14 protein-coding genes are annotated in these 20,825 nt (G+C 72.9%); 9 read left to right on the top strand and 5 right to left on the bottom strand.

Annotated elements, in window-relative coordinates; genetic code table 11:
* Positions 1–161 precede the first annotated feature (161 nt).
* Positions 162–2,720, bottom strand: coding sequence for an acetate--CoA ligase family protein (locus tag NYZ98_RS13530; RefSeq protein WP_262843084.1), 2,559 nt, complete (start codon positions 2,718–2,720; stop codon positions 162–164).
* Positions 2,721–2,875: 155 nt separating this feature from the next.
* On the opposite strand from NYZ98_RS13530, the gene NYZ98_RS13525 reads away from it, so the two are divergent.
* Positions 2,876–3,526, top strand: coding sequence for a TetR/AcrR family transcriptional regulator (locus NYZ98_RS13525; protein WP_262843083.1), 651 nt, complete (start codon positions 2,876–2,878; stop codon positions 3,524–3,526).
* Positions 3,527–3,633: 107 nt separating this feature from the next.
* Here the strand turns inward: NYZ98_RS13525 and NYZ98_RS13520 are convergent, their stop codons facing one another.
* Positions 3,634–4,200, bottom strand: coding sequence for a TetR/AcrR family transcriptional regulator (locus NYZ98_RS13520; RefSeq protein ID WP_262843082.1), 567 nt, complete (start codon positions 4,198–4,200; stop codon positions 3,634–3,636).
* A gap of 160 nt (positions 4,201–4,360) precedes the next feature.
* On the opposite strand from NYZ98_RS13520, the gene NYZ98_RS13515 reads away from it, so the two are divergent.
* From NYZ98_RS13515 to NYZ98_RS13490, 6 genes are all read left to right on the top strand, one after another.
* Positions 4,361–4,801: a nuclear transport factor 2 family protein gene (locus NYZ98_RS13515; protein WP_262843081.1), complete on the top strand. Its 441-nt coding sequence runs from the start codon at positions 4,361–4,363 to the stop codon at positions 4,799–4,801.
* Between the two features lie 103 nt (positions 4,802–4,904).
* Positions 4,905–6,074, top strand: coding sequence for an acyl-CoA dehydrogenase family protein (locus NYZ98_RS13510; RefSeq protein ID WP_262843080.1), 1,170 nt, complete (start codon positions 4,905–4,907; stop codon positions 6,072–6,074).
* 291 nt (positions 6,075–6,365) lie between these two features.
* Positions 6,366–10,544 (top strand): BTAD domain-containing putative transcriptional regulator, encoded by a 4,179-nt coding sequence (locus tag NYZ98_RS13505; protein ID WP_262843079.1) that lies wholly within the window; start codon positions 6,366–6,368, stop codon positions 10,542–10,544.
* Positions 10,545–10,838: 294 nt separating this feature from the next.
* A complete protein-coding gene (locus NYZ98_RS13500; protein WP_262843078.1) occupies positions 10,839–11,999 on the top strand; it encodes an FAD-dependent monooxygenase in 1,161 nt (386 codons plus the stop codon).
* A 114-nt stretch (positions 12,000–12,113) separates the two neighbouring features.
* Complete coding sequence (locus tag NYZ98_RS13495) at positions 12,114–12,605, top strand: VOC family protein (RefSeq protein ID WP_262843077.1); 492 nt, start codon at positions 12,114–12,116, stop codon at positions 12,603–12,605.
* Positions 12,606–12,781: 176 nt separating this feature from the next.
* Positions 12,782–13,888 (top strand): leucine-rich repeat domain-containing protein, encoded by a 1,107-nt coding sequence (locus NYZ98_RS13490; protein WP_262843076.1) that lies wholly within the window; start codon positions 12,782–12,784, stop codon positions 13,886–13,888.
* Positions 13,889–13,922: 34 nt separating this feature from the next.
* Here NYZ98_RS13490 and NYZ98_RS13485 read toward each other — a convergent pair whose 3' ends face one another.
* Positions 13,923–14,474, bottom strand: a complete 552-nt coding sequence (locus NYZ98_RS13485; protein WP_262843075.1) for a TetR/AcrR family transcriptional regulator — start codon at positions 14,472–14,474, stop codon at positions 13,923–13,925.
* A 103-nt stretch (positions 14,475–14,577) separates the two neighbouring features.
* Between NYZ98_RS13485 and NYZ98_RS13480 the strand changes: the two genes are divergently transcribed.
* Positions 14,578–15,609, top strand: a complete 1,032-nt coding sequence (locus NYZ98_RS13480) for an NAD-dependent epimerase/dehydratase family protein (protein ID WP_262843074.1) — start codon at positions 14,578–14,580, stop codon at positions 15,607–15,609.
* Positions 15,610–15,617: 8 nt separating this feature from the next.
* Here the strand turns inward: NYZ98_RS13480 and NYZ98_RS13475 are convergent, their stop codons facing one another.
* Complete coding sequence (locus NYZ98_RS13475) at positions 15,618–16,322, bottom strand: class I SAM-dependent methyltransferase (RefSeq protein WP_262843073.1); 705 nt, start codon at positions 16,320–16,322, stop codon at positions 15,618–15,620.
* 214 nt (positions 16,323–16,536) lie between these two features.
* The gene (locus tag NYZ98_RS13470) at positions 16,537–17,184 is read right to left on the bottom strand and encodes a PadR family transcriptional regulator (protein ID WP_262843072.1); all 648 of its coding nucleotides are present in this window, start codon (positions 17,182–17,184) and stop codon (positions 16,537–16,539) included.
* A gap of 89 nt (positions 17,185–17,273) precedes the next feature.
* On the opposite strand from NYZ98_RS13470, the gene NYZ98_RS41360 reads away from it, so the two are divergent.
* Positions 17,274–20,801, top strand: coding sequence for a tetratricopeptide repeat protein (locus NYZ98_RS41360; protein WP_316249564.1), 3,528 nt, complete (start codon positions 17,274–17,276; stop codon positions 20,799–20,801).
* Positions 20,802–20,825 lie beyond the last annotated feature (24 nt).

The following is a 20,825-nucleotide window of genomic DNA, read 5'->3' as shown; positions in this document are numbered from 1 at the left end:
CGAGGCCGGCGATCGCGTTCAGCGGGAACCTGGGTGGCGTGTTCGTGATCCTCGGGGTCAGCCAGGATGTCTTCTGATGACGGCTCCGGCGGCGGTCACGTGGTCGGGCGCGGCGGTCGCGTTCAGCGGGGAGCCCAATGGCGTCTTCGTGGTCCTGGGGGTCAGCGGGGACGTCTCCTGATGATCGCGTCGGCGGCGGTCACGTGGTCCGGGCCGGCGATCACCGGATTCAGTTCCACCAGGTCGAGGTTGTCCGACAGGGCCAGCTCACCCACCCGGGAGGCGAGTCGGCCGAGCGCGGCCAGGTCCACGGGAGGCCGCCCGCGCGCGCCGGTCAGCGTCGGCGCGCCCCGTAGTCGCAGGACGGCCTCGGCTACCTGCTGGGGTCCGGCCGGGAGCGGGATCAGGACGGCGTCGTCCAGGACCTCCACCCACGTCCCGCCCATGGCCAGCACCAGAACGGGCACGACGCCGTCCCGGCGGACCGCGACCAGCAGTTCCACCCCCGCCGGGACCATCTCCTCGACGAGGATCGCCGTCCCCGGCCCCGCCGGAGAGGCGGGGATCGCCATACCCGGCCCCGCAGAGGCGGGGATCGCCATACCCGGCCCCGCCGAGGCGGGGATCGCCGTACCCGGCCCCGCCGAGGCGAGGAGCGCCGTACCCGGCCCCGCCGCCGAGGCGAGGAGCGCCCCGGCCCCGGCCCGTACCGCCTCCGCGCCGCGCACGTCGAGGAGCAGGGCTCCGACGTCGGTCTTGTGCCGCAGGTGAGCGCCGGTGAGCTTGAGCGCGACGGCCGTGCCGAGCGCACCCGCCGCGCGAACGGCCTCCTCGGCGGTACGCACCACGACCCCCCTGGGCACGGACACGCCATGCCCCCTCAGCAACGCCTTCCCCTCATGCTCAGCCAGCCACCCCTCCTGCCCCCGACCATTACCCGGACCGCGCCCCGGAACCTCACCGGGAGCCATCCCCGAACCCTCGCCAAGAAGCTCACCCGGGAGTTCACCGGGATCTTCACCCGGTACTTCACCGGGAATCGTCCGGCCTGAGGTGCTCGTGGCGGGGACCCCTGTTCCGGAGGCCGTCAGGGCGGTGCGGGCGGCTCTACCGGGGGTCATGGACAGTGAGAGCTGAGCCGCAGTGGCGATCTCGCGTAGCCGATCCCCGTTCCCGAGGGGGGTGAGGAGCGCTCTGGCGCAGAGGATGCCTTCGGTGAGGCCGGCCACTGGGATGACGCCATGGTCGACCAGCCGCTCGGCGGTCTCCTCGGGCATCAGTTCCGGCAGGGTCGAGGCGACGATCACCCGCCCTTCCAGCCCGGCGGCGGCCTCGATCACCCCCTCCAGCGCGCCGTCCCATTCCACCGCCGCGTCGTCGCTCATCAGCGCCGGCCGGTCGTAGTACACGAGCACCGGCCCGATCGCCTCGTCGGCCGCGCCGATCCTGATCAGGTCGGCGGTACGCCGCCGGTCCCCGAAGATGACCGCCGTGTAGTCGAGCGGGTTGCCGGGGGTCGCCGTCGGCGGCAGGACGCCGGCGAGCGCGGTCCGCGTGGACGCGGCGAGCGGCGGTAACGGCACACCCAGCCGCGCGGCCTCGTCGGCACCCACGGCCGCGTCACCCCCCGAACATGTCACGACCAACACCCCCTCACCCGCCAATACGCCCACGCCTCCCGCCATTCCCACACCTTCCGGCACATCAGCACCCCCGGGGATATCCACACCCTCAAGCAGGGCTTCGTCCTTACGTCCGCGTGCCGTGCCCTCCCTGTCGTCGTGGGGGGAGGGGTTCCGGTGGGCATGGGGGGAACGGGAGCCGGGGGTGCGGCGGGTGCCGTGGGCGAGGGTTTTGGATAGTTCGAGGAGTTCGTGGGGGTTGGTGGCCCAGGCGCCGCCGGCCTCCTCGACCAGGGCCCTGAGCACTCGCGCGTCACCGGCGACCGCGCCGGTATGCGCCGCGGCGGCCGAGGCGCCGAGCAGGCTCGTACCGGCCTTGAGCACGGCCACCCCGATGCCGGCGTCGGCGCAGGTGGCCAGGGCGGTGGCGAGGCTCGCGCCGTCGCCCTCGTCCTCCACGTACAGCGCGACCGACCGGACCCCGCCCATCTCGGCGAGCGCGGCGAGGTACCCGGAGGTGCCGACCACGGACTGGTTGCCGCAGGACACGACAGTGTGCAGCCGGAGGGCACGCGTGCTGAGCAGCGCGTTGACGGCGACGTTCCCGCTCTGGGAGACCAGGGCGATCGGCCCCGCGCGGCGCGGCGTGTAGGCGTCCCCCCACAGGGGCGCCCGGCCCGCGACCGCGACGATCCCGTTCCCGTTCGGCCCGCACACCGGCATGTCGTACGCCGCCGCGGCGGCGATCAGCTCGTCCTCCAGCCGCCGCCCGGCCGAGGAGCCGGGCACTTCGGCGAACCCGGCCGCGAACACCACGGCCCCGCCGCAGCCGTGCTCCCCGGCCTCGGTGATCAGTCCGGGCACGGTGGCGGCGGGGGTCGCGATCACGACGGCGTCCGGTACGACAGGCAGGTCCGCGATCGCCGGGACGCAGGGCACGCCGTGGACCTCGGTGGCGGTCGGATGCACGCCGAAGACCGGTCCGGGGAACCCCGCGGCGACCAGGTTGGCCACGGCGAGGTTGCCGTACGAGCCGGGCCGGGTGGAGGGCCCGACGACGGCGACGGACCCGGGCGCGAGCAGGCGCGTCAGCTTCACACCTTCATAGACTGACTGGCTGGCCAGTCAAACGTCAAGCCCGTAGCCGTGGATCCTCTCCCCGCGCGCCCTGGTGCCGCAGGGGAGGGGAATCGGTCTGACTGAACCACCAGTAAGTGAAAGCGGGTGGCGGGGAGCTCGGGTAGGATCTGGCCGTGCGCAGTACGGAGGGTACAGCCGAGGGGACACGCGGGAGCCGGGCCGACCAGGCCGATCAGCGCCGGGCGGAGCTGCTTGAGGCGGCGCGCCGGGTGGTGCTCGAACGGGGCATCTCCAGCACCCGCGTCGCCGACATCGCCAAGGCGACGAACGTGAGCGGCGGGCTGATCCACTATCACTTCGCCACCAAGGACGAACTGATCACGGCGATGCTCCGCACGACCATCGACACCGAGGTCGCCCGGCTGAAAGAGCTGGTCAGGGGCTCAGGAACCGCCGTCGAGCGCCTCGACAGGGTCCTGCGGTTCTACATCCCGCGCTCGCGCACCGACCAGAGCTGGCTGCTGTGGATCGACGCCTTCGCGGCCGGTCTGCGGGAGAAGGTCGTCCAGGACATCCTGCTGGAGCTGGAGACGGCGTGGATCGGCTCGGTCGAGCAGGTCGTCAGGGCCGGCGTCGAGTCGGGCGAGTTCGTCTGCGAGGACCCGGCGGGCGCCGCCGAGCGCCTCGACGGCATGCTCGACGGCCTGATCATCCGCTACACCCTGCATCCGTCGGTGCTGTCACGCAAGCGCCTCCTGGAGCACGCCCGCATCGCCGCCTCCCGCGAGGTCGGCCTCCCCCGCTCCGCCTTCCCCGGCCCCTGACCCACCAGGACCCCTCCCGGCTGCCCGTCTCGGACGGTCGAGGGCGCAGGCCGCGAAAGATGATGGCCGGTGACGCGCCGGGACCCCCATTGCGGCGTCCAGGTGGGTCAGGGGCGCAGGCCGTTGAAGATGATGGTCAGGGTGCGTTTTTGCAGGTCCGGGGGCCAGCCTGCGTGCAGGGCGCCCTGGCAGGCGCCGGTGAGCAGGGCCATCACCTCGTCCAGGCGGACGTCGTCACGCACGGCCCCGGCCCGCTGCGCGCCGGTGAGCAGCGTCTCGATGGCCGTCTGGAGTGACTGGACCGGCCCGGCGACCTGGATGTCCACCCCGGTGTCGGCGGCGAGGAGGTCGGCGACGGTCTTCTTCTCCACCGCCTGCTCGACCATCCGCCCGAAGAACGTGAACAGCGCCGTGGCCGGGTCGCCCTCCGCGGCCAGGGTGTCCACCTCGGCGGTGAGGCTCTCCAGCAGGTCCTTGATGATGGCCTGGAGCAGGTCCTTCTTGGTGGGGAAGTGCCGGAACACCGTGCCGGCGGCCACCCCGGCCCGGATGGCGACCTCCTCGGTCGAGGCGGCGGCGCCGTGTTCGGCGAAGACCTCCGCGGCCGCTCGGAGGATGCGCGCCCGGTTGCGCCGGGCGTCGGCCCGCAGTGCGGGGGGCTCGGTCGGGGGCATGGGCGGCTCCTTCGATTGACAAGATGAGTGGCCACTCATTATGTTCGATCCTGAGTCACCACTCACCTTATCGGATGTCCACGATCCAGGCCGCCCCCTCTTGCGCGTCGTGACGTGACGTGACGCGGTCCCGGGGCGTCCACGACGAGAAGGAGTCACCATGGCCGCGACCCCCACCGCGCGAGAGGTCTTCGAGCGGCACATGTTCGCCGCCGGGGCGATGGACCCCGCCCTCTACGCCGAGGACGTCGTGATCGAGACGCCCTTCGCCGCCCCCGGCCGTCCCCGCTGCTGGGAGGGCCGCGAGGCGTTCATGTCCTTCGTCCAGGGGGAAGGCGTCTCGCTGCCGGCGCTGACGCGGCGCGACGTGCGGATCCACGAGTCGGCCGACCCCGAGGTGATCGTGGTCGAGTACGAGCTCGGCGGCACGATCCCCGGCACGGACCAGGAGACGTGGGCGCCGTTCATCGGGGTGCTCAGGGTGCGCGAGGGCAAGGTCGCGCACTGGCGCGAGTACCAGGATCCCATCGTCATGGCCATGGCGACCGGCCGGTTGCCCGCGCTGCTCAGCTCCCTCGGCGGGGCGCCGGCCCAGGCGTGAGCGAGGCTCCGTCCGGCCGATCGCGGGGAGCGGGCTATTGACATCGGCGGGCCAGGATGAGTTGACTGGGTGACCAGTCAGCATAGGTGATCCGGGTGGTGACATGACGTCGCTGGTACGCCTCACGCCGCAGCAGGCCGAGCTCCAGGAACGGGCACGGCGGTTCGTCGACGAGGAGCTCGTCCCGCACGAGGAGGCCGCCGAACGCGCCGGCGGCCGGCTGCCGGACGAGACCGTCGACGGCATCATCAAGGCCGCCGTCGCCGCGCGCCTGCACGGCGGCCGGCACGCTCCCGAGCACGGCGGCCAGGGCTGGTCCACCACCGACTACGTCGTCGCGCATGAGCAGCTCGGCCGCAACACCAACGGCCTGTGGTGGTGGGTCCCCGACGCCTACAACGTGATGACAGCCGGGACCCCGGAGCAGATCGACCGCTACCTGCGGCCCGCCCTGCGCGGCGAGGGGTGGGTGTCGTACGCGGTGACCGAGGAGCACGCCGGCTCCGACCCCTCCGGCATCCGCGCGACCGCCAGGCCCGACGGCGCGGGCGGCTGGGTGCTCGACGGCGAGAAGTGGTTCGTGACCAGCGGGGACGTGGCCGCCGCGCACATCGTGGTGGCGATCTGCGAGGGGCACGGGCCGACGCTGTTCATCGTCGACGCCGGCACCGAAGGGCTGTCGTTCATCGACGAGCCCCCGTTCACCCACACCTTCCCGCACGGCCACCCGACGCTGCGCCTGGCCGGGGTGCGGGTCGGCCCGGACGCCGTGCTCGGCGGCCTCGGCGCCGCCGACACGCTCCAGCAGGGCTGGTTCACGGAGGAACGGCTCGGTATCGCCGCGCACTGCGTGGCCGCGATGGGCCGGCTGCTGGAGGAGGCGGTCCGCTGGGCGGCGGGCCGCGAGCAGGGCGGCGCCCTCCTCATCGACCACCAGGGCGTGTCGTTCCCCCTCGCCGACTCCGCCGCCGACGCGGCGGCGGCCCGGCTGCTGGTCTACGAGGTGGCGCAGCTCGCCGACTCCGGCGCGGACCGGAAGATCGTGCACGCCAAGGCGTCGCTGGCCAAGCTGTTCGCCAGCGAGGCGGCGTACCGGTGCGCCGACCGGGCCGTGCAGACCTTCGGCGGGCGCGGCTACATGCGCACCAACGTGGCCGAACGCTTCCTGCGAGAGCTGCGCGTCGACCGCATCTGGGAGGGCACCAGCGAGATCCAGCGCCTGATCATCTCCCGCTCCCTGGTCCGCCGCGGCGTACGCGCCGTCATCACCTGACCTCACCCCCCGACCGCCACCACCTCGCCCCGAGCCACCCAGCGACACGACTTCGTCCGGGCACGTGGGACAAAGACCGGCACCCACGGGCCCGGGGCCCTCGTCGGGCAGGGCGGAGCCGTGTGGTTCGGTGGCTTCAGCGGGTACGGCGGGGTCCACCTCGTTCGGTGTTCTCGGGGGGTGGGGCGGGGACATGCGGTTCAGTCCTCGGCGGGTAAGGCGGGGGACCGTGCGGGGGGGGGGTGTGGGGGGGGGGGGGGGGGGGGGGGGGGGGGGGCTAGAATCGGGGGCATGCGGTTCGGCATCCTCGGCCCTCTGGAAGTGCGGTCGCCCGCCGGTGATCTGCTTCCGGTCGGCGGGCCACGGCCGCGCGCCCTGCTGGTGATGCTGCTGCTGACCCCCGGCAGGGTGGTCCCGGTCGAGCGCCTGATCGACGGCCAGTACGGCGACGACCCGCCCGGCGGTGCCGCCAACGCCGTGCAAGCCCAGGTGTCACGGCTCCGCGGTGCCCTGCCCGCCGGGCTGATCGAGTTCCACGGCTCCGGCTACCGCCTCGCCGCCGACCCCGACGACGTCGACGCCCACTGCTTCGGGCGGCTCGCCCAGGAGGGGCGCCGGATGCTCTCGGCCGGTCGGCACGCCTCCGCCGCCGGCCCGCTGCGGGAAGCGCTCGCGCTCTGGCGTGGCCCCGCCCTGGCCGACCTGCCGTTCGGGCGGGCCCAGGTGGCTCGGCTGGAGGAACTCAGACTGTCGGTGGCCGAGGACCTCTTCGAGGCCGAGCTCGCACTTCCGCAGGGTCCCTCGGTGGCCGAGCTGCGGCGCCTGGCGACGGCGCACCCCCTGCGTGAACGGCTGAGCGGGCAGCTCATGCGCGCGCTCGCCGCCGAGGGCCGCCCGGCCGAAGCGCTGGAGGTGTTCCACGAGACCCGGCGGCTGCTCGCCGACGACCTCGGCACCGGACCCTCACCCGAACTGGCCGCCGTACACCTGGCCATCCTGCGCGCGGAGGCGCCGCCGCCCCTGCCGCGCCAGGGCCTCGCGGCCCAGCTCACCACCTTCGTGGGGCGCGAGGACGAACTGGACCGCATCGCCACGCTGAGCGACGCCCGGCTGATCACGATCACCGGCCCCGGCGGAACGGGAAAGACCCGCCTGGCCGTGGAGGCGGCCGGGCGCGGGCACACGGGCGGACGCTCAGTCGGGAGTGGGGGCGGACACGAGGGTGGGAGCGGGGGTGAAGGCGGGAGCGGGAGCGTACGCGCAGTCGGGAGTGGAGGCGGGAGTCGGGGCGGGCGCGAAGGTGGGAGGGGGAGCCGGGGCGGACGCGAAGGTGGGAGCGGGCGCGAAGGCAGGAGCGGAAATGGGGGTGGAGGCGGGAGTCGGGGCGGGGGTGAAGCTGGGAGCGGGAGCCGGGGCGGGCGCGAAGACGGGAGCGTACGCGCAGTCGGGAGTGGAGGCGGGAGTCGGGGCGGGCGCGAAGCTGGGAGCGAGATCGGGAGTGGAGGTGAAGGCGGGAGCGTGCGCGAAAGCGGGAGCGGGCGCGAAGGCAGGAGCGGGAGTGGGGGGGGAGTCGGGAGGGGGAGTGAAGGCGGGAGCGGGGGTGGAGGTGGAGGAGTGTGCTTTGCTGATCTGTCCGCGCTCGATGCCGACCATCAGGTGCCCGAGACGGTGCTCGGTGCGCTCGGGATGCGGGAGACCGGGTTTCAGGCGATCGTCCCGCCCGACCCCACCGCACGCCTGATCGCGGCGCTCGCCCGCCAAGACCTGCTCCTCGTCCTCGACAACTGCGAACACGTGATCGCTGGCACGGCCACGCTGGCCCGCCGGCTGCTGCAGGAGTGCCCCCGGCTCACGATCCTGGCCACCAGCCGCGAACCCCTCGGCATAACCGGTGAAACCCTCATCCCCCTGACCCCCCTCCCCGTCCCACCGCTACATCTGCCCGCGTCCACGCTCACCGATCCGCCGTCGACCCCGTCTTCCGTCCCGCCGCTGGGTCTGCCTGCGTCCCCGCTCAGCGACCCGGCATCGGTCCCGCGCTCCGTTTCTCCGCTGGGTCGCCCTGAGTTCTCGCCTACCGAACCTTCGCCCGACATACCGCGAAACGTCCCGGCTCCCGTGCTCCCTTCGCGATCCTTCGTCGTGTCCACACCGGGTCCGCGGGGGTCCGAGATCTTGGGTTATCCCGCTGTGCGGCTGTTCGCTGACCGGGCGGCGGCTGTGCGGCCGGGGTTCGAGGTGCGGGGGGACAACGCCGAGGCCGTCGTCCGGATCTGCGTGGCGCTCGACGGGCTGCCCCTGGCCATCGAGCTGGCGGCGGCGCGCCTGCGGTCGTTCACCGTCGAGGAGATCGCCGCACGTCTGGCCGAGCACGGCAGGTTCGGGCTGCTCTCGCGCGGCGACCGCACCGCCGCCGCCCGGCACCGCACGTTGCGCGCGGTGGTGGAGTGGAGCTGGGACCTGCTCACTCCGGACGAACGCGAGCTGGCCGGGCATTTCGCCGTGTTCACGGGAGGCGCGACCCTGGAGGCGGTCGAGGCGGTCTGCGAGCTGGCGGACGCTGCGGGGATACTGGCCGACCTGGTGGACAAGTCGCTGGTCGAGCGGAGCGGCGACAGATACCGGATGCTGGAGACGATCCGGCTGTTCTGCGCCGGGAAACTGGACGAGGCGGGCGGCCGGGACCGTCTGCGCGCCGCCCACGCGCGCCACTTCCTGCTCATGGCCCAGCGCGCGGACCCCCATCTGCGCCGGGCCGAACAGCTCGAATGGCTCGCCCGCCTGTCCGCCGACCACGACAACCTGATCGCGGCGCTGCGCTGGTCCGTCCGGCACGACCAGGAGACGGCGCTGCGGCTGGTGGCCGCGCTGGCGGCGTACTGGTGGCTCAGCGGGCGCCGAAGCCACGCCGGCCAGGCCGCCACCGAACTCCTCGGCACCATGACCGGCCCCGCCAAGCGTCCGGACGGGCCAGACGGCCACCCAACCGAGGCTGTGACCGGGCATTCCACTGAGGCCGTGGCCGGTCGTTCGACCGAGGCCGTGGCCCGTCATCCATCCGAGATCGTTGCCGGTCGCTCAACCGAGGCGGTGGTCGGTCGCTCAACTGAGGTCGTGCCCGGTCGTCCCACAGAGAGCGTGGCCGGTCGCCCAACCGAGAGCGTGGCCCGTCATCCGACCGAGGCCGTGGCCGGTCGTTCGACCGAGGTTGTGGACGGGCATTTCACCGAGAGCGTTGCCGGTTGCCCGACCGAGGTCGTGGCTGGTCGCCCTAGCGAGGTCGTGACCGGTGGGCCCACCGAGAGTGGGGCCGTCCAGCCTGGTGACAGGGAGGTCCGGTCCGTTGAGGGGCTGGTCGTGCCGCCTGCGGGGTTGGAGGAGGAGTACGTCATGTGCGTGGCGCATGCCGTGCCCCGGGCGGCTCGGGAGCACTGGCGGCACGCCGAGGCGATCGTGCGTGCATGGGACCGGCCTCTGCGGCATCCTTTCACCGCGGCCCTGTGGGGCATGGTCGCCGGCCCGATGCTGCCGACCACCCTCGTCCCCGGCCTCGGTTCCGGTTCCGGGGAATCGCTTCGGGTGGGAGCCTCCTGGCTGCTCGGGTCGGACCCCTGGTTCGTGGCGCTGGCCCGGCTGGGGGAGGGTCTGCTGGCGTTGCTCGACGGGCGCCCGGCCGAGGCCGAGCGCGAGCTGGCGGACGTGCTGTCCCGCTTCCGGTCCCTGGGCGAGCGCTGGGGGACCGCCCAGGCGCTCGACTGGCTGGCCCTGATCGCGAGCCGGCGCGGTGAATGGGCGCGCGCCCGCGGTCTGTGGCGGGAGGCGCTGGGCATGCTCGAAGAACTCGGCGCCCTGGAGGAGATCGTGGACGTGCTCGGCCGCCGTTCCGAGGGCCTGGTGCGCGAGGGTGATCTCCCCGCGGCGGCCGACGGGTTCCGGCGGGCCGAGGAGGTCGCCCGCCAAGCGGGCCGGAACGGCGCGCCCGCCGCGATCCATCTTGGGCTGGGCGAGATCGCCCGGCACGAAGGCGACCATCTCGAGGCGCGCCGCCGCTTCGCCCTGGCGCTCGACGCCTCGGACGGGGGAGGATTCGGCGCGGACTGGTCGCGGGTCTCCGTGCTCACCGCGCTGGCCAGGCTGGCCGAGGCCGAGGGAGACCTCGCCGAGGCCCGGCTGCGCCACCGCGAGGCGCTGGCCGTCGCACGCAGGTCGCCGCCGCTGGGGACGGATCTCGCCGGCGCCGCCGACGGGCAGGCGGATGCGGCCCTGCTGGACGGAAGGCCCGAACGGGCGGCGCTGCTGCTGGGCACGGCCGTGGCCCTGCGCGGCACGGCCGTCACGGGTGACGCCGACGTCACCAGGACCGCCTCGGCCGCGCGCGCCCTTCTCGGCCCTGGATCCTTCGCGGCGACCTACGCCCGCGGCGCCGCGCTGACCCGCCCCGAGGCCATGAAGACCCTCGACGCCCGCTGACAGTGAAGGGCGCACGGAGACGGCCTGGAAGATCGGGACGGGTGTCGCCTCGCGCGTATGGTGGAGCGGAATCTTTCGGTCGTGTCGCCGTCTGGACCGGTCGCGAGCCATCCGACCGGTTTGAAGATCTGGATGGGTGCCGCCTCGCGCGTACGGTGCGGCGGGAATCTCTCGGTCGTGCCGCCGTCCGGGTCGGGTGGTCGGGAGGGTGTCCTACTGGGTGCTGACAGTGGGTGGGGTGGGTGTCAGGCGGTGGTAGGTGGGTTGTCAGCGCCTGTCGGGACGCTGGGGGGCATGAAGAACACCACCGTCCTCATCTCGGGTGCGAGCATCGCCGGTCCGGCGCTCGCGTACTGGCTGGCCCGTTACGGCTGCACCGTCACCGTCGTGGAGAAGGCTCCCGGGACGCGCCCCGGCGGACAGGCCGTCGACTTCAGGGGTGCCACGCACCTCACCGTCCTGCGGCGCATGGGCATCCTGGAGGAGGTCCGCCGCCTCCAGACCGGCGGGGCCGACCAGGACATCATCGACGGGAACGGCAGGCGGCTGGCCGTCATGCCGGGCTCGTTCACCGGCGGCGACGTCGAGATCCTCCGGGGCGACCTGGCCGCGCTGCTGTACGAGACGACCTCGGGGAGCTGCGAGTACCTCTTCGGCGACTCCGTGACCTCGCTCACCGAGACGAGCGGTGGGGTGCACGTCACCTTCGAGCGCGCCGCGCCGCGCACCTTCGACCTCGTCGTGGGCGCCGACGGCATCCACTCCAACGTGCGGCGGCTGGCGTTCGGCCCCGAGTCCGACTACGTGCGCCACCTCGGCCACTACTACGCGCTGGCGCGGCTCGGCGGCGCCGAGAGGAGCGTGATGTACAACGAGCCGGGCCGCCTGGTGGCCGTCGGCGGCCCCAAGGCCTCCGCGTTCTTCGTCTTCGCCTCCGAGCGGCTCGACTACGACCGCGAGGACACCGCTGAGCAGAAGCGGATCCTGGCCGGCGCCTACCAGGGCGCGGGCTGGAAGGTCCCCGGCCTCATCGCCAGGCTGCCGGACGCGGACGAGTTCTACCTCGACTCCCTCAGCAAGGTCGAGATGGATCGGTTCACCAAGGGCCGCGTGGCGCTGCTCGGCGACGCCGCCTACGGGAACACCCTGTCCGGTTTCGGCAGCGGTCTGGCCGTCGTGGGCGCCTACGTGCTGGCCGGTGAGCTGGCGATGGCCGGCGGCGACCATCGGGTGGCGTTCGGGAGGTACGAGGACGCGTTCCGCCGCTACGCCGGGGTCGCCCGCCGGGCCACCGCCGGAGCCTTCCTCGCGCCCCCGACGTGGGGCCGGATCAGGATGCGGAACTGGATGTTCAAACGGCGTCTCCTGCTGAGGGCGATGCTGAGGATCACCGACAGGTTCGCCACGAACATCGACCTCAGGGCCTACGAGTCCCTGGCCGGGACCGTGTCATGAGCGTCCATCGCCCCCGGTCGGCACAGGGGAGTTTTCGAGTTGAGGCCGGAAACTGTCCTCAATGGCGCCTAGCGTGGGGGGAACGTCCTGGCACCGTGAGCAAGGAGTACTGATATGGCCGTCAAGCCGGTTCCCGAGGGCTACTACACCGTGACGCCGTGGATCATCTCGCGTGACACGATCCGGCTCATCGAGTTCGTGAAGGAGGCGTTCGGCGCCGAAGAGATCGCCGTCCTCGCCGGGGAGGACGGGCGGATCGGGCATGCCGAGGTCCGGATCGGCGACTCGGTGGTGATGATGTTCGACGCGCGGCCCGGCTGGCCGCCGACCCCGGGTTTCCTCCGGCTCTACGTCGAGGACGCCGACGCCGCGCACCGCCGGGCCGTCGCGGCCGGCGGCACCTCGGTCACCGACGTGACGCATCTGGCCTTCGGCGACCGCGTCGGCCGGGTACGCGACCCGCTGGGCAATCTGTGGTGGATCCACACCCGCGTCGAGGACGTGACCCCGGCGGAGCTGGAGCGGCGCATGGCGGACCCCGAGTTCGTCAAGGCGATGGAGTACGTCCAGGGCGCCGACTTCTTCCCCGCCGAAAGCCCCTCCTGACCCCTGCCGCCCATCCCGACCACGACCGTCCATCCCGACCACGACCGTCCATCCTGACCTCGACCGCGTACCCCTCCGCCGTCCCGGCCCCTGAACGTGAGGGACCGGGGTACGGTCCCAACCGGGTTCGCGAAACCGGCTCCGTCCCTGAAGGCGGGACGGGGTACGGTCCGACGGTGCGCACACTGGAATCCGCGACCCTGACCCGCCGGGACGGCGTGGTGGTGGAACTGCTGGCCGCCGGGCTCGGGCTGGAGGCGCTGCCGGGCGACCTCGGCGACCTGGCGGGCCTGCGCCGGGCCGACCTCGCCTGGAACCGGCTCACCGAGCTGCCCGCCGCGATCGGCGACCTGCCCCTGCTGGCCGAGCTGCGGCTCGACGCCAACCGGCTCACCGCCCTGCCGGAGGAGATCGGGCGGCTCGGCGCGCTGAGGGAGCTGCATCTGGACGGCAACGCCATCAGCGTCCTGCCACCCGCCCTGCTCGAACTGACCGGACTGTCCAGCCTGTTCCTGTACGGCAACCGGGTCGCCGAGCTGCCGGCCGGCCTGGACCGGCTGTCGGGCCTCCGGCACCTGTCGGCCGGCGGCAACGCGCTCACCTCGGTACCGGACGCGCTGTGGCGGCTGACCGGCCTGCGGTCGCTCAACCTCGCCGAGAACGCGATCACCGAGATCCCCGAGGACGTCGGCGCCCTGCGTGAGCTGCGCATGCTCGACCTCGGCCACAACTCCCTGCGCGCGATCCCCGAGGCGCTCGGCGACCTGCCGAACCTCACCGACTACCTCTACCTGAGCGACAACGGGTTCACCTCCGTGCCGTCCTCGCTCGGGCGGCTGCGCCGGCTGGAGTACCTGAACCTCACCGACAACCGGCTGACCGAACTGCCGGACAGCCTCGGCGACCTGGCGGCCCTGGTGGAGCTGCGGCTGTACGGCAACCGCCTGGCCGGTGTGCCCGCGTCGTTCGGGCGGCTGCTGAACCTGCGCGAGCTGCACCTGCGCGGCAACCGCATCACCGAACTGCCCGCCACGCTGGGGAACCTGCGCGAGCTGCGCCTTCTCGACCTGAGGGACAACCTTCTCGCCCGGCTGCCGGACGAGCTCGGGAACCTGGCCGCGCTGACGCACCTGGACCTCAGGAACAACCGGCTCCGCGAGCTTCCTCCCACGATCGCCGATCTGCCCCGCCTCGAAAAGCTCGACCTCCGCTGGAACAAGCTGCACCACCACCCCGAGACCCTGACCGCCCTCCGCCACCGAGGCTGCGTGGTCCTGCTCTGAAGGCCACGGCGCGCCGGGGACCAGGGCGGAGGACTCAGTCCTGTACGAGGCGGAGGCAGAGTCGTTTCAGGGTGGCGCGGAGGTCGTCGACGGGGGTGCCAGGAAAGCGCCTGATCAGTTGCCCCAGGTCGCTGACCAGGTAGTACGCCGCCTGCTCGTCCAGGGTCGGCCGGTCGCCGAACAGCACGCGCATCCCCCGTTCGGTCAGCGCGTCGATGGGACCTCTGACCCGGTCGTGCCGTCGCATGCCGGGATCGGTCTGGTTCATCGGCGTGATGGCGTGTTTGGCGACGACCAGGTCGACGAAGCCGTCGACCACGAACTCCAGCCGCGCCCGCCGGTCGGGGATCGTCTCCGCCGTGTCCAGGATCGTGGCGAGCCCGCCGATGGCCAGGTCGGTGATCGCTTCGAGGATCTCCGCCTTGGTGTGGAAGTAGTAGTAGACGTTGGCCTTCGTCACGTCCATCGCGTCCGCGATCATCTGCAGCGACGTCGCGTCGTACCCGTGTTCGGCGAACAGCCGCTGGGCGGTGTCGAGCAGCGTGCGCCTGGTCTTCTCGGCCTGCTCGGCTCGTGTGGACGCCATGAGGGCGATGGTAGCCGACCGGTTGACAGCCACGACGCCGCGTGTTGTCATTTCATTAGCCGATCGGCTAATGAAATGACAGGGACCGAAAGGGGAGATCGACATGGCTGAGACCGTGCTGGTCACCGGTGGCACCGGATACGTCGGCGGCTGGTGCGTCGTGGAACTCCTGCGGCGCGGCTTCACGGTGCGCACCACCGTGCGAAGCCTTTCGAAGGAGCCGGCTGTACGGGCGGCCGTGTCCGGCGCCGTCGACCCCGGCGACCGGCTGACCGTCGTCGCCGCCGACCTGACGTCGGACGACGGATGGGACGCGGCGGTCGCCGGATGCGACTACGTGCTGCACGTCGCCTCGCCGCTCGGCGTGGACGACCCCAAGGACCCGGACACGCTGATCGTCCCCGCGCGCGACGGCGCGTTGCGGGTCCTGCGCGCCGCCACCCGGGCCGGGGTCAAGCGGGTGGTGCTGACGTCCTCCACCGCCGCCGCCAGCCCGCCCCTGGCCGGGCCGGACAGCGTCAACGACGAGACCGTCTGGACCGACACCGAGGACAGGAGGCTCAACGCTTACCGGAAGTCCAAGACGATCTCCGAGCGGGCGGCCTGGCGGTTCATGGAGGAACACCAGGGGCCGACCACGCTGGCGACGGTCCTGCCGGGGGCGGTGCTCGGCCCGGTGCTGACGCCCGACAACCTGGGTTCGGCGCAGGTGGTGGACCGCCTCATGAAGGGGAGCATCCCCGGCGTCCCCCGGCTGGGATTCACCGTCGTGGACGTCCGGGACCTCGCCGACCTGCACATCCGTGCGATGACCTCACCCGAGGCGGCCGGGCAGCGGTTCATCGGCGTCACCGAGTTCATGTGGATGGCCGAGATCGCGGAGGTCCTGCGCTCGAAGCTCGGAACGGCGGCGAGCAAGGTCCCCACGCGACGGCTGCCGAGTTTCCTGCTCCGCGCCATCTCGCTCTTCGACCCCGCGATCCGCTCGGTGACCCCCAGCCTGGACCACAAGCACGTCTACACCTCAGAGAAGGCGCAGCGCCTGCTGGACTGGCACCCCCGCCCCGCCGCCACCACCGTCGTGGACTGCGCCGAAAGCCTCACCCCCCAACGCGGGGAGCGCGTCGGAGGGTGAGGGGACGGTCAGGAGGGCCGCTTCGTCATGCGGGCCTCCAGGCCGATGCCGTCGGTGGTGATCTCGCAGGTACCGAAGGCGGTCCCGGCGACCAGGAGCTCGAACTGGGCCGGGGTGAAGGCGCGGCGCCGGAGCCAGATGAGCGGGAGCTTGGTCATCACGGAGTTCAGCCGGCTGAGCCCCATGCCCCGGACCTCCCGGTCGATGGCGGCGTCTGACGCCTCGCCGCTCATGTCGTCGATCACCGCCGTCCCGCCGTCACGCAGGACCCGGTGCATCTCGTTCAGCGCCTCGCGCGGCCGCCCGAAGTTCTTGAACGCCGCCTGGCAGACGACCAGGTCGAAGGAGCCGGACTCGAACGGCAGGTGGGCGGCCTCGCCGAGCGTGAAGGAGACCTCCACCCCCGCCTGCCGGGCGTTCTCGCTCGCGAGTTCCACGAACGTGCGGCTGATGTCCAGCCCGGTGACCCGGACGCGGCCGGGCCGTGCCATCTCGATGGCGTGGTACCCGGGGCCGGGCGCGACCTCGAGTACGGCGGCGCCGGCCGGCAGGCCGTCGGTGAGCCGCGCGGCGGACGCCCGCGTCGCCTCCATCTGGCTGGCGGAGGCGCGCTGCCGGGCGTACCAGCGGGCCATCCGGCCCTCCATCATCGGCGCCTGCGACCGCTCCAGGCCGTTCGCGCTCTTGCGGCTTCCGTCTCTCGTGTTCTTCATGATCTCTCCGGTCTCGGATGTGAGCGTCCGAACCGGCCCGTGAACAGGAGCCCGGCTATCCTTGCGGTTGCCACCTCGTGGCCGGGTTCCGTTCCGCGGGTTCGGTTCGAGGGTCAGGCCCCGGCGGCGGGTGTTCCCGCACCCCCGCCGGGGCCGCTTTCCGTACTTCAGGACTTCACCGGCGACGGTTTACGCGCGGCGAGGACGTCCCGGGTCAGCCTTCCTTGCCGCCCCTTTCGGCCAGTGCGGCTATCCCCGCCGGTAGCCGGCCTGTCCGGTGCCAGTCCCGCCATTCCTTGAGGCCCGGGAACGAACCGGACGTCAGTTCTTCGACCAGGGCACGGATCCAGGTCGCCTCCGCCTCGCGGATCGCCAGGTCGTACTCGACCTCCACGAGGAACAGCCGGGGGATCTCGCGGCCGTACCGCTCCAGGGACTCCCGCTGCTCGGCGCCGCTCGCCTCCAGCAGGTCCAGCCGCCGCCGGAGCAGGGTCGTGATCTCGTCCGGGGGGAGGACGCCCCACACCGACAGTCCGGCCGCGAACCTCGGATGTTCCCGATCGGGGGTGGAGAGCAGCTCGCGCACCCAGTCCTCCATCTCCGCACGGCCGGCGTCGGTGATGCGGTAGACCGTCCGCTCGGGGCGGCCTCCCTGCCGGGTGTTCCCGGTGGCCTCGATCAGGCCGTGTTTCTCCAGGTTCCGCACGACCGTGTAGAGCGAGCCCCACTTGATGTCCATGTCCTGCTCTTTGCCGCGTTCGCGCAGCACCGAGGCCATCTCGTAGGGATGCATCGGCTCGAAGACCACCGCCGACAGCACGGCGAGCCCCAGCAGGTTCCCGACCCTCCTCCGCTTAGCCACTGACGTCCTCCCATTTCCTTACTCGTCTACGAATATACGTCCACGAGCAATGATTTCGCAAGGCCCCTCCTGGGAGGATTCAGCGTCAGGTGCGGCATGCGGGCGGGGTGGTGATGTGGGTGGCGCAGACCGCGTCGGCGTCGGGGTTCGGGCGGGTGTTCCAGGCCGGCGGGGACATGGTGGTGTACGAGGGCCGGGCCCCGTACCGGATCTCCGTCTGGCCGCCGGCGCCGGCGGTGCCGTCTCCGGAGCGGCTGCGCCGGCAGCCCAGCCTGGTGTTGCGCGCGGCCCACGAGGTGGTGGGGTTCACCGGCCGCGGCGCCGAGGTGGACCGGCTGCGGGCGTGGCGTGACGATCCAAGCTCGTCCGGGGTGGCGGTGCGTCTGGTGCACGGTGCCGGTGGCCAGGGCAAGACCCGGTTGGCGGGGCATCTCGCCGGGGCGTGGGCGCGGCAGGGGTGGGTGGTGCTGGCGGCGCACCATCGGCGTGACCGTTCGGTGCCCCCGGTGCTGCGGGTGCCTGAGCCGGACGGGGCGGCCGGGGTGCTGGTCGTGGTGGACTACGCCGAGCGGTGGGACACCGCCGACCTGCTGACACTGCTGGCCGACACGGCGATCGGGGCCGGCGTCCCGGTGCGGGTGCTGCTGCTGTCGCGTCCGGCGGGCACGTGGTGGCAGAGCGTGGCGGGCCGGATCGGCCGCGAGCTGGACGTGGCCGCCACCCGTCAGGAACTGGGCCCGCTGGAGGGGGACCCGGGCGTGACGCGCGCCGGGTTGTTCGCCTCGGCCCGCGACCGGTTCGCCGAGGCGCTGGGTGTGCCGGGTGACGCCGGGGTGCCGGGCGGGCTGGAGCGGCACGCGGCGTACGGGCTGGTACTGACCGTGCACATGGCGGCGCTGGCCGCGGTGCTGGCCCGGCCGGGTGGCGCCGGCGCGCCGGTCGATCCGGTGGAGGTGTCGGCGTTCCTGCTGGCCCGCGAGCGTGACCACTGGGAGGCCATGCACGCCCCGACCCGGGACAACCCGGTGGCCACTTCTCCCGAGGCGATGGGTCAGGCGGTGTACGCCGCCACTCTGACCGGGCCGCTGACCCATGCCGACGGCAGGGCCGTCCTGCTCAGGGCCGGTGTGGAGTCCCACCTGGACGTCGGCCAGATCCTCAAGGACCACGCCCTGTACTACCCACCCGGCCCGGACCCTTCCGACGCGAACGCCTCCGGCGCGGACCCCTCCGACCCGGACCGCTCCGGCGCGAACTCCTCCGGCGCGGACCCCTCTGGCCCGGACACCCCGAGCTCGTCGGGCACGTCGTTCACTTCGGGCTTGCCGGAAACGCCGGGTGCGCCAGGAGTGCCGGGACCTCCGGGCGGGGAGGCGCGGATGTTGCAGCCGTTGTATCCCGACCGGCTGGGCGAGGACTTCATCGCGCTCACCACCCCCGGCCATCCCCACGACCACCCCGCCGACCCCTGGGCCCACCGAGCACCCTCCCGCCTGCTCACCCCCGCGACCGAACCCACCGGCTCGTCCGCCACCGGTTCGTCCGTCACCGGTTCGTCCGTCACCGGTTCGTCCGTCACCGGTTCGTCCGTCACCGGTTCGTCCGTCACCGGTTCGTCCGTCACCGGTTCGCCCGTCACCGGCTCGCCCGTCACCGGCCCGTACGGTGAGGCCGATCCCGGTGGCGGTGTCCCGGGGTGGGCGCGCGGGGCGCTCGGCGTGCTGGTCGAGGTCGCCGCGCGCTGGCCGCATGTCGCCGAGTACGAGCTGTACCCGCTGTTACGCGCCCACCCCCGCCTCGCGCTGACCGCGGGCGGCACCGCCCTGACGACCCTGGCCGGCCTGGACACCATCGACCCCGCGCTCCTGGAGGCCATCGAGGCCGAGCTCCCCGCCCACCGCCACATCGACCTCGACATCGGCATCGCCGCCCTGGCCACCCGCCTGGCCGCCCACCGCCTCGCCGCCACCGGCGACCTCGCCCGCCACGGCCGCGTCCACGACGACCTCGCGCTGCGGCAGTCCTACGCAGGCCTGCACACCCAGGCCCTCGCCTCCAACGAGCGGGCCCTGCGCATCTGGGCGGAGCTGGTCCGGCACGACCGTGCCGCGTACCTGCCCGAACTCGCGATGTCCCTGCACAACCACGCCCTGGGGCTGGCGACGATGGGACGCCGGGCCGAGGCGGTCACGATGTCCAAGGAGGCCCTGGACCTGTACGAGGAGCTGGCCGACGCCGACCGCGCCACGTACCTGCCGGGCTTGGCGGCCTCGCTGAACACCCACGCGAACCGGCTGGCGGCGGTGGGACGGCAGGCCGAGGCGGCCCCGGTGTCGCGGCGGGCCCTGGAATCGTACGAGGAAATGACCGGGCCGGACCGCACCGGGCGCCTGCCGGACCTGGCGATGGCGTTGCACAACCACGCCGCCCTGCTGGCCGAGCTGGGGCGGCGGGCCGAGGCGGTCCCGGTGTCGCGGCAGGCCCTCGACCTGTACGAGGAGCTGGCCGGGGCCGACCGCGCCGCGTACCTGCCGGGCCTCGCGATGGCGCTGAACAACCACGCCGCCCTGCTGGCGGGGGCGGACCGGCGGGCCGAGGCGGTCGCGGTGTCGCGGCGGGCGGTGGGCGCGCACCGCGAACTTGCCGGCCTCAACCGTGACGCCCACCTGCCCGGACTGGCGATGGCGCTGAACAACCACGGGAAGCGGCTGGCGGAGGCGGGGTGGGGGCCGGAGGCGGTCGCGGTGTCGCGGGAGACCCTGGCGTTGTACGAGGAACTGGCCGGGCGGAACCGTGACGCCCACCTCCCCGGCCTCGCGAAGGCGCTGAACAATCAGGCCGCGTGGCTGGCGGAGGTCGAGCGGTGGGACGAGGCGGTCGCGGTGTCGCGGCGGGCGGTGGCTCTGCGCCACGATCTGGCCGAGACCGATCGCGGCGCCCACCTGCCCGACCTGGCGGTGTCGCTGAACAACCACGCCGCCCTGCTGGCGGGGGCCGGGCGGCGGGACGAGGCGCTCGCGGTGTCGCGGCAGGCCGTGGCCTCGTACGAGGAACTGGCCGAGTCCGACCGGGGCGCCCACCTGTCCGGGCTGGCGATGGCGCTGACCAACCACGCCCTGCGGGTGGCCGAGGAAGGGCGGGACGCCGAGGCGGTCGCGATGTCCGAGCGGGCCGTCGGCCTGTACGAGGAGCTGGCCGAGTCCGATCCCGACGCCCACCTGCCCGGCTTCGCGACCTCGCTGAACAACCACGCGAACCGGCTGGCCGGGGCGGGGCGGGAGGGCGAGGCGGTCGCGGTGGCCGAGCGGGGCGTCGAGCTGTACGCGGACCTGGCCGAGCGTGATCGTGACGCCCATCTGCCCGAATACGTCCGGAGCCTGGCGATCCTCGGGCGCGTGCTGGTGCGTGAGGGCCGGTTCGGTGCGGCGACCGGCCTGCTTGCGGCGGCCCTTCAGCTCGCGCAGGAGTTGCCCGGCCACGCCCAGGGCATCGCCGGGGCGATCACCGACCTCCTGCGGAGCGCGTACGCGGCGGGCCCGGAGCAGGTCACCGAGCGGTTGCGCGAGATCACCGGCGCGGACGTGCCGGACTGGATGAGACGGCCGCCGGCCGAGTAGGACCGTCCTCATCCAGTGCGGTGA

Source organism: Sphaerisporangium corydalis (assembly GCF_025506355.1).
Taxonomy (GTDB): domain Bacteria; phylum Actinomycetota; class Actinomycetes; order Streptosporangiales; family Streptosporangiaceae; genus Sphaerisporangium; species Sphaerisporangium corydalis.
The sequence above is the reverse complement of the archived record's forward strand: the minus strand, read 5'-3'. Positions and strand labels throughout refer to the sequence as shown.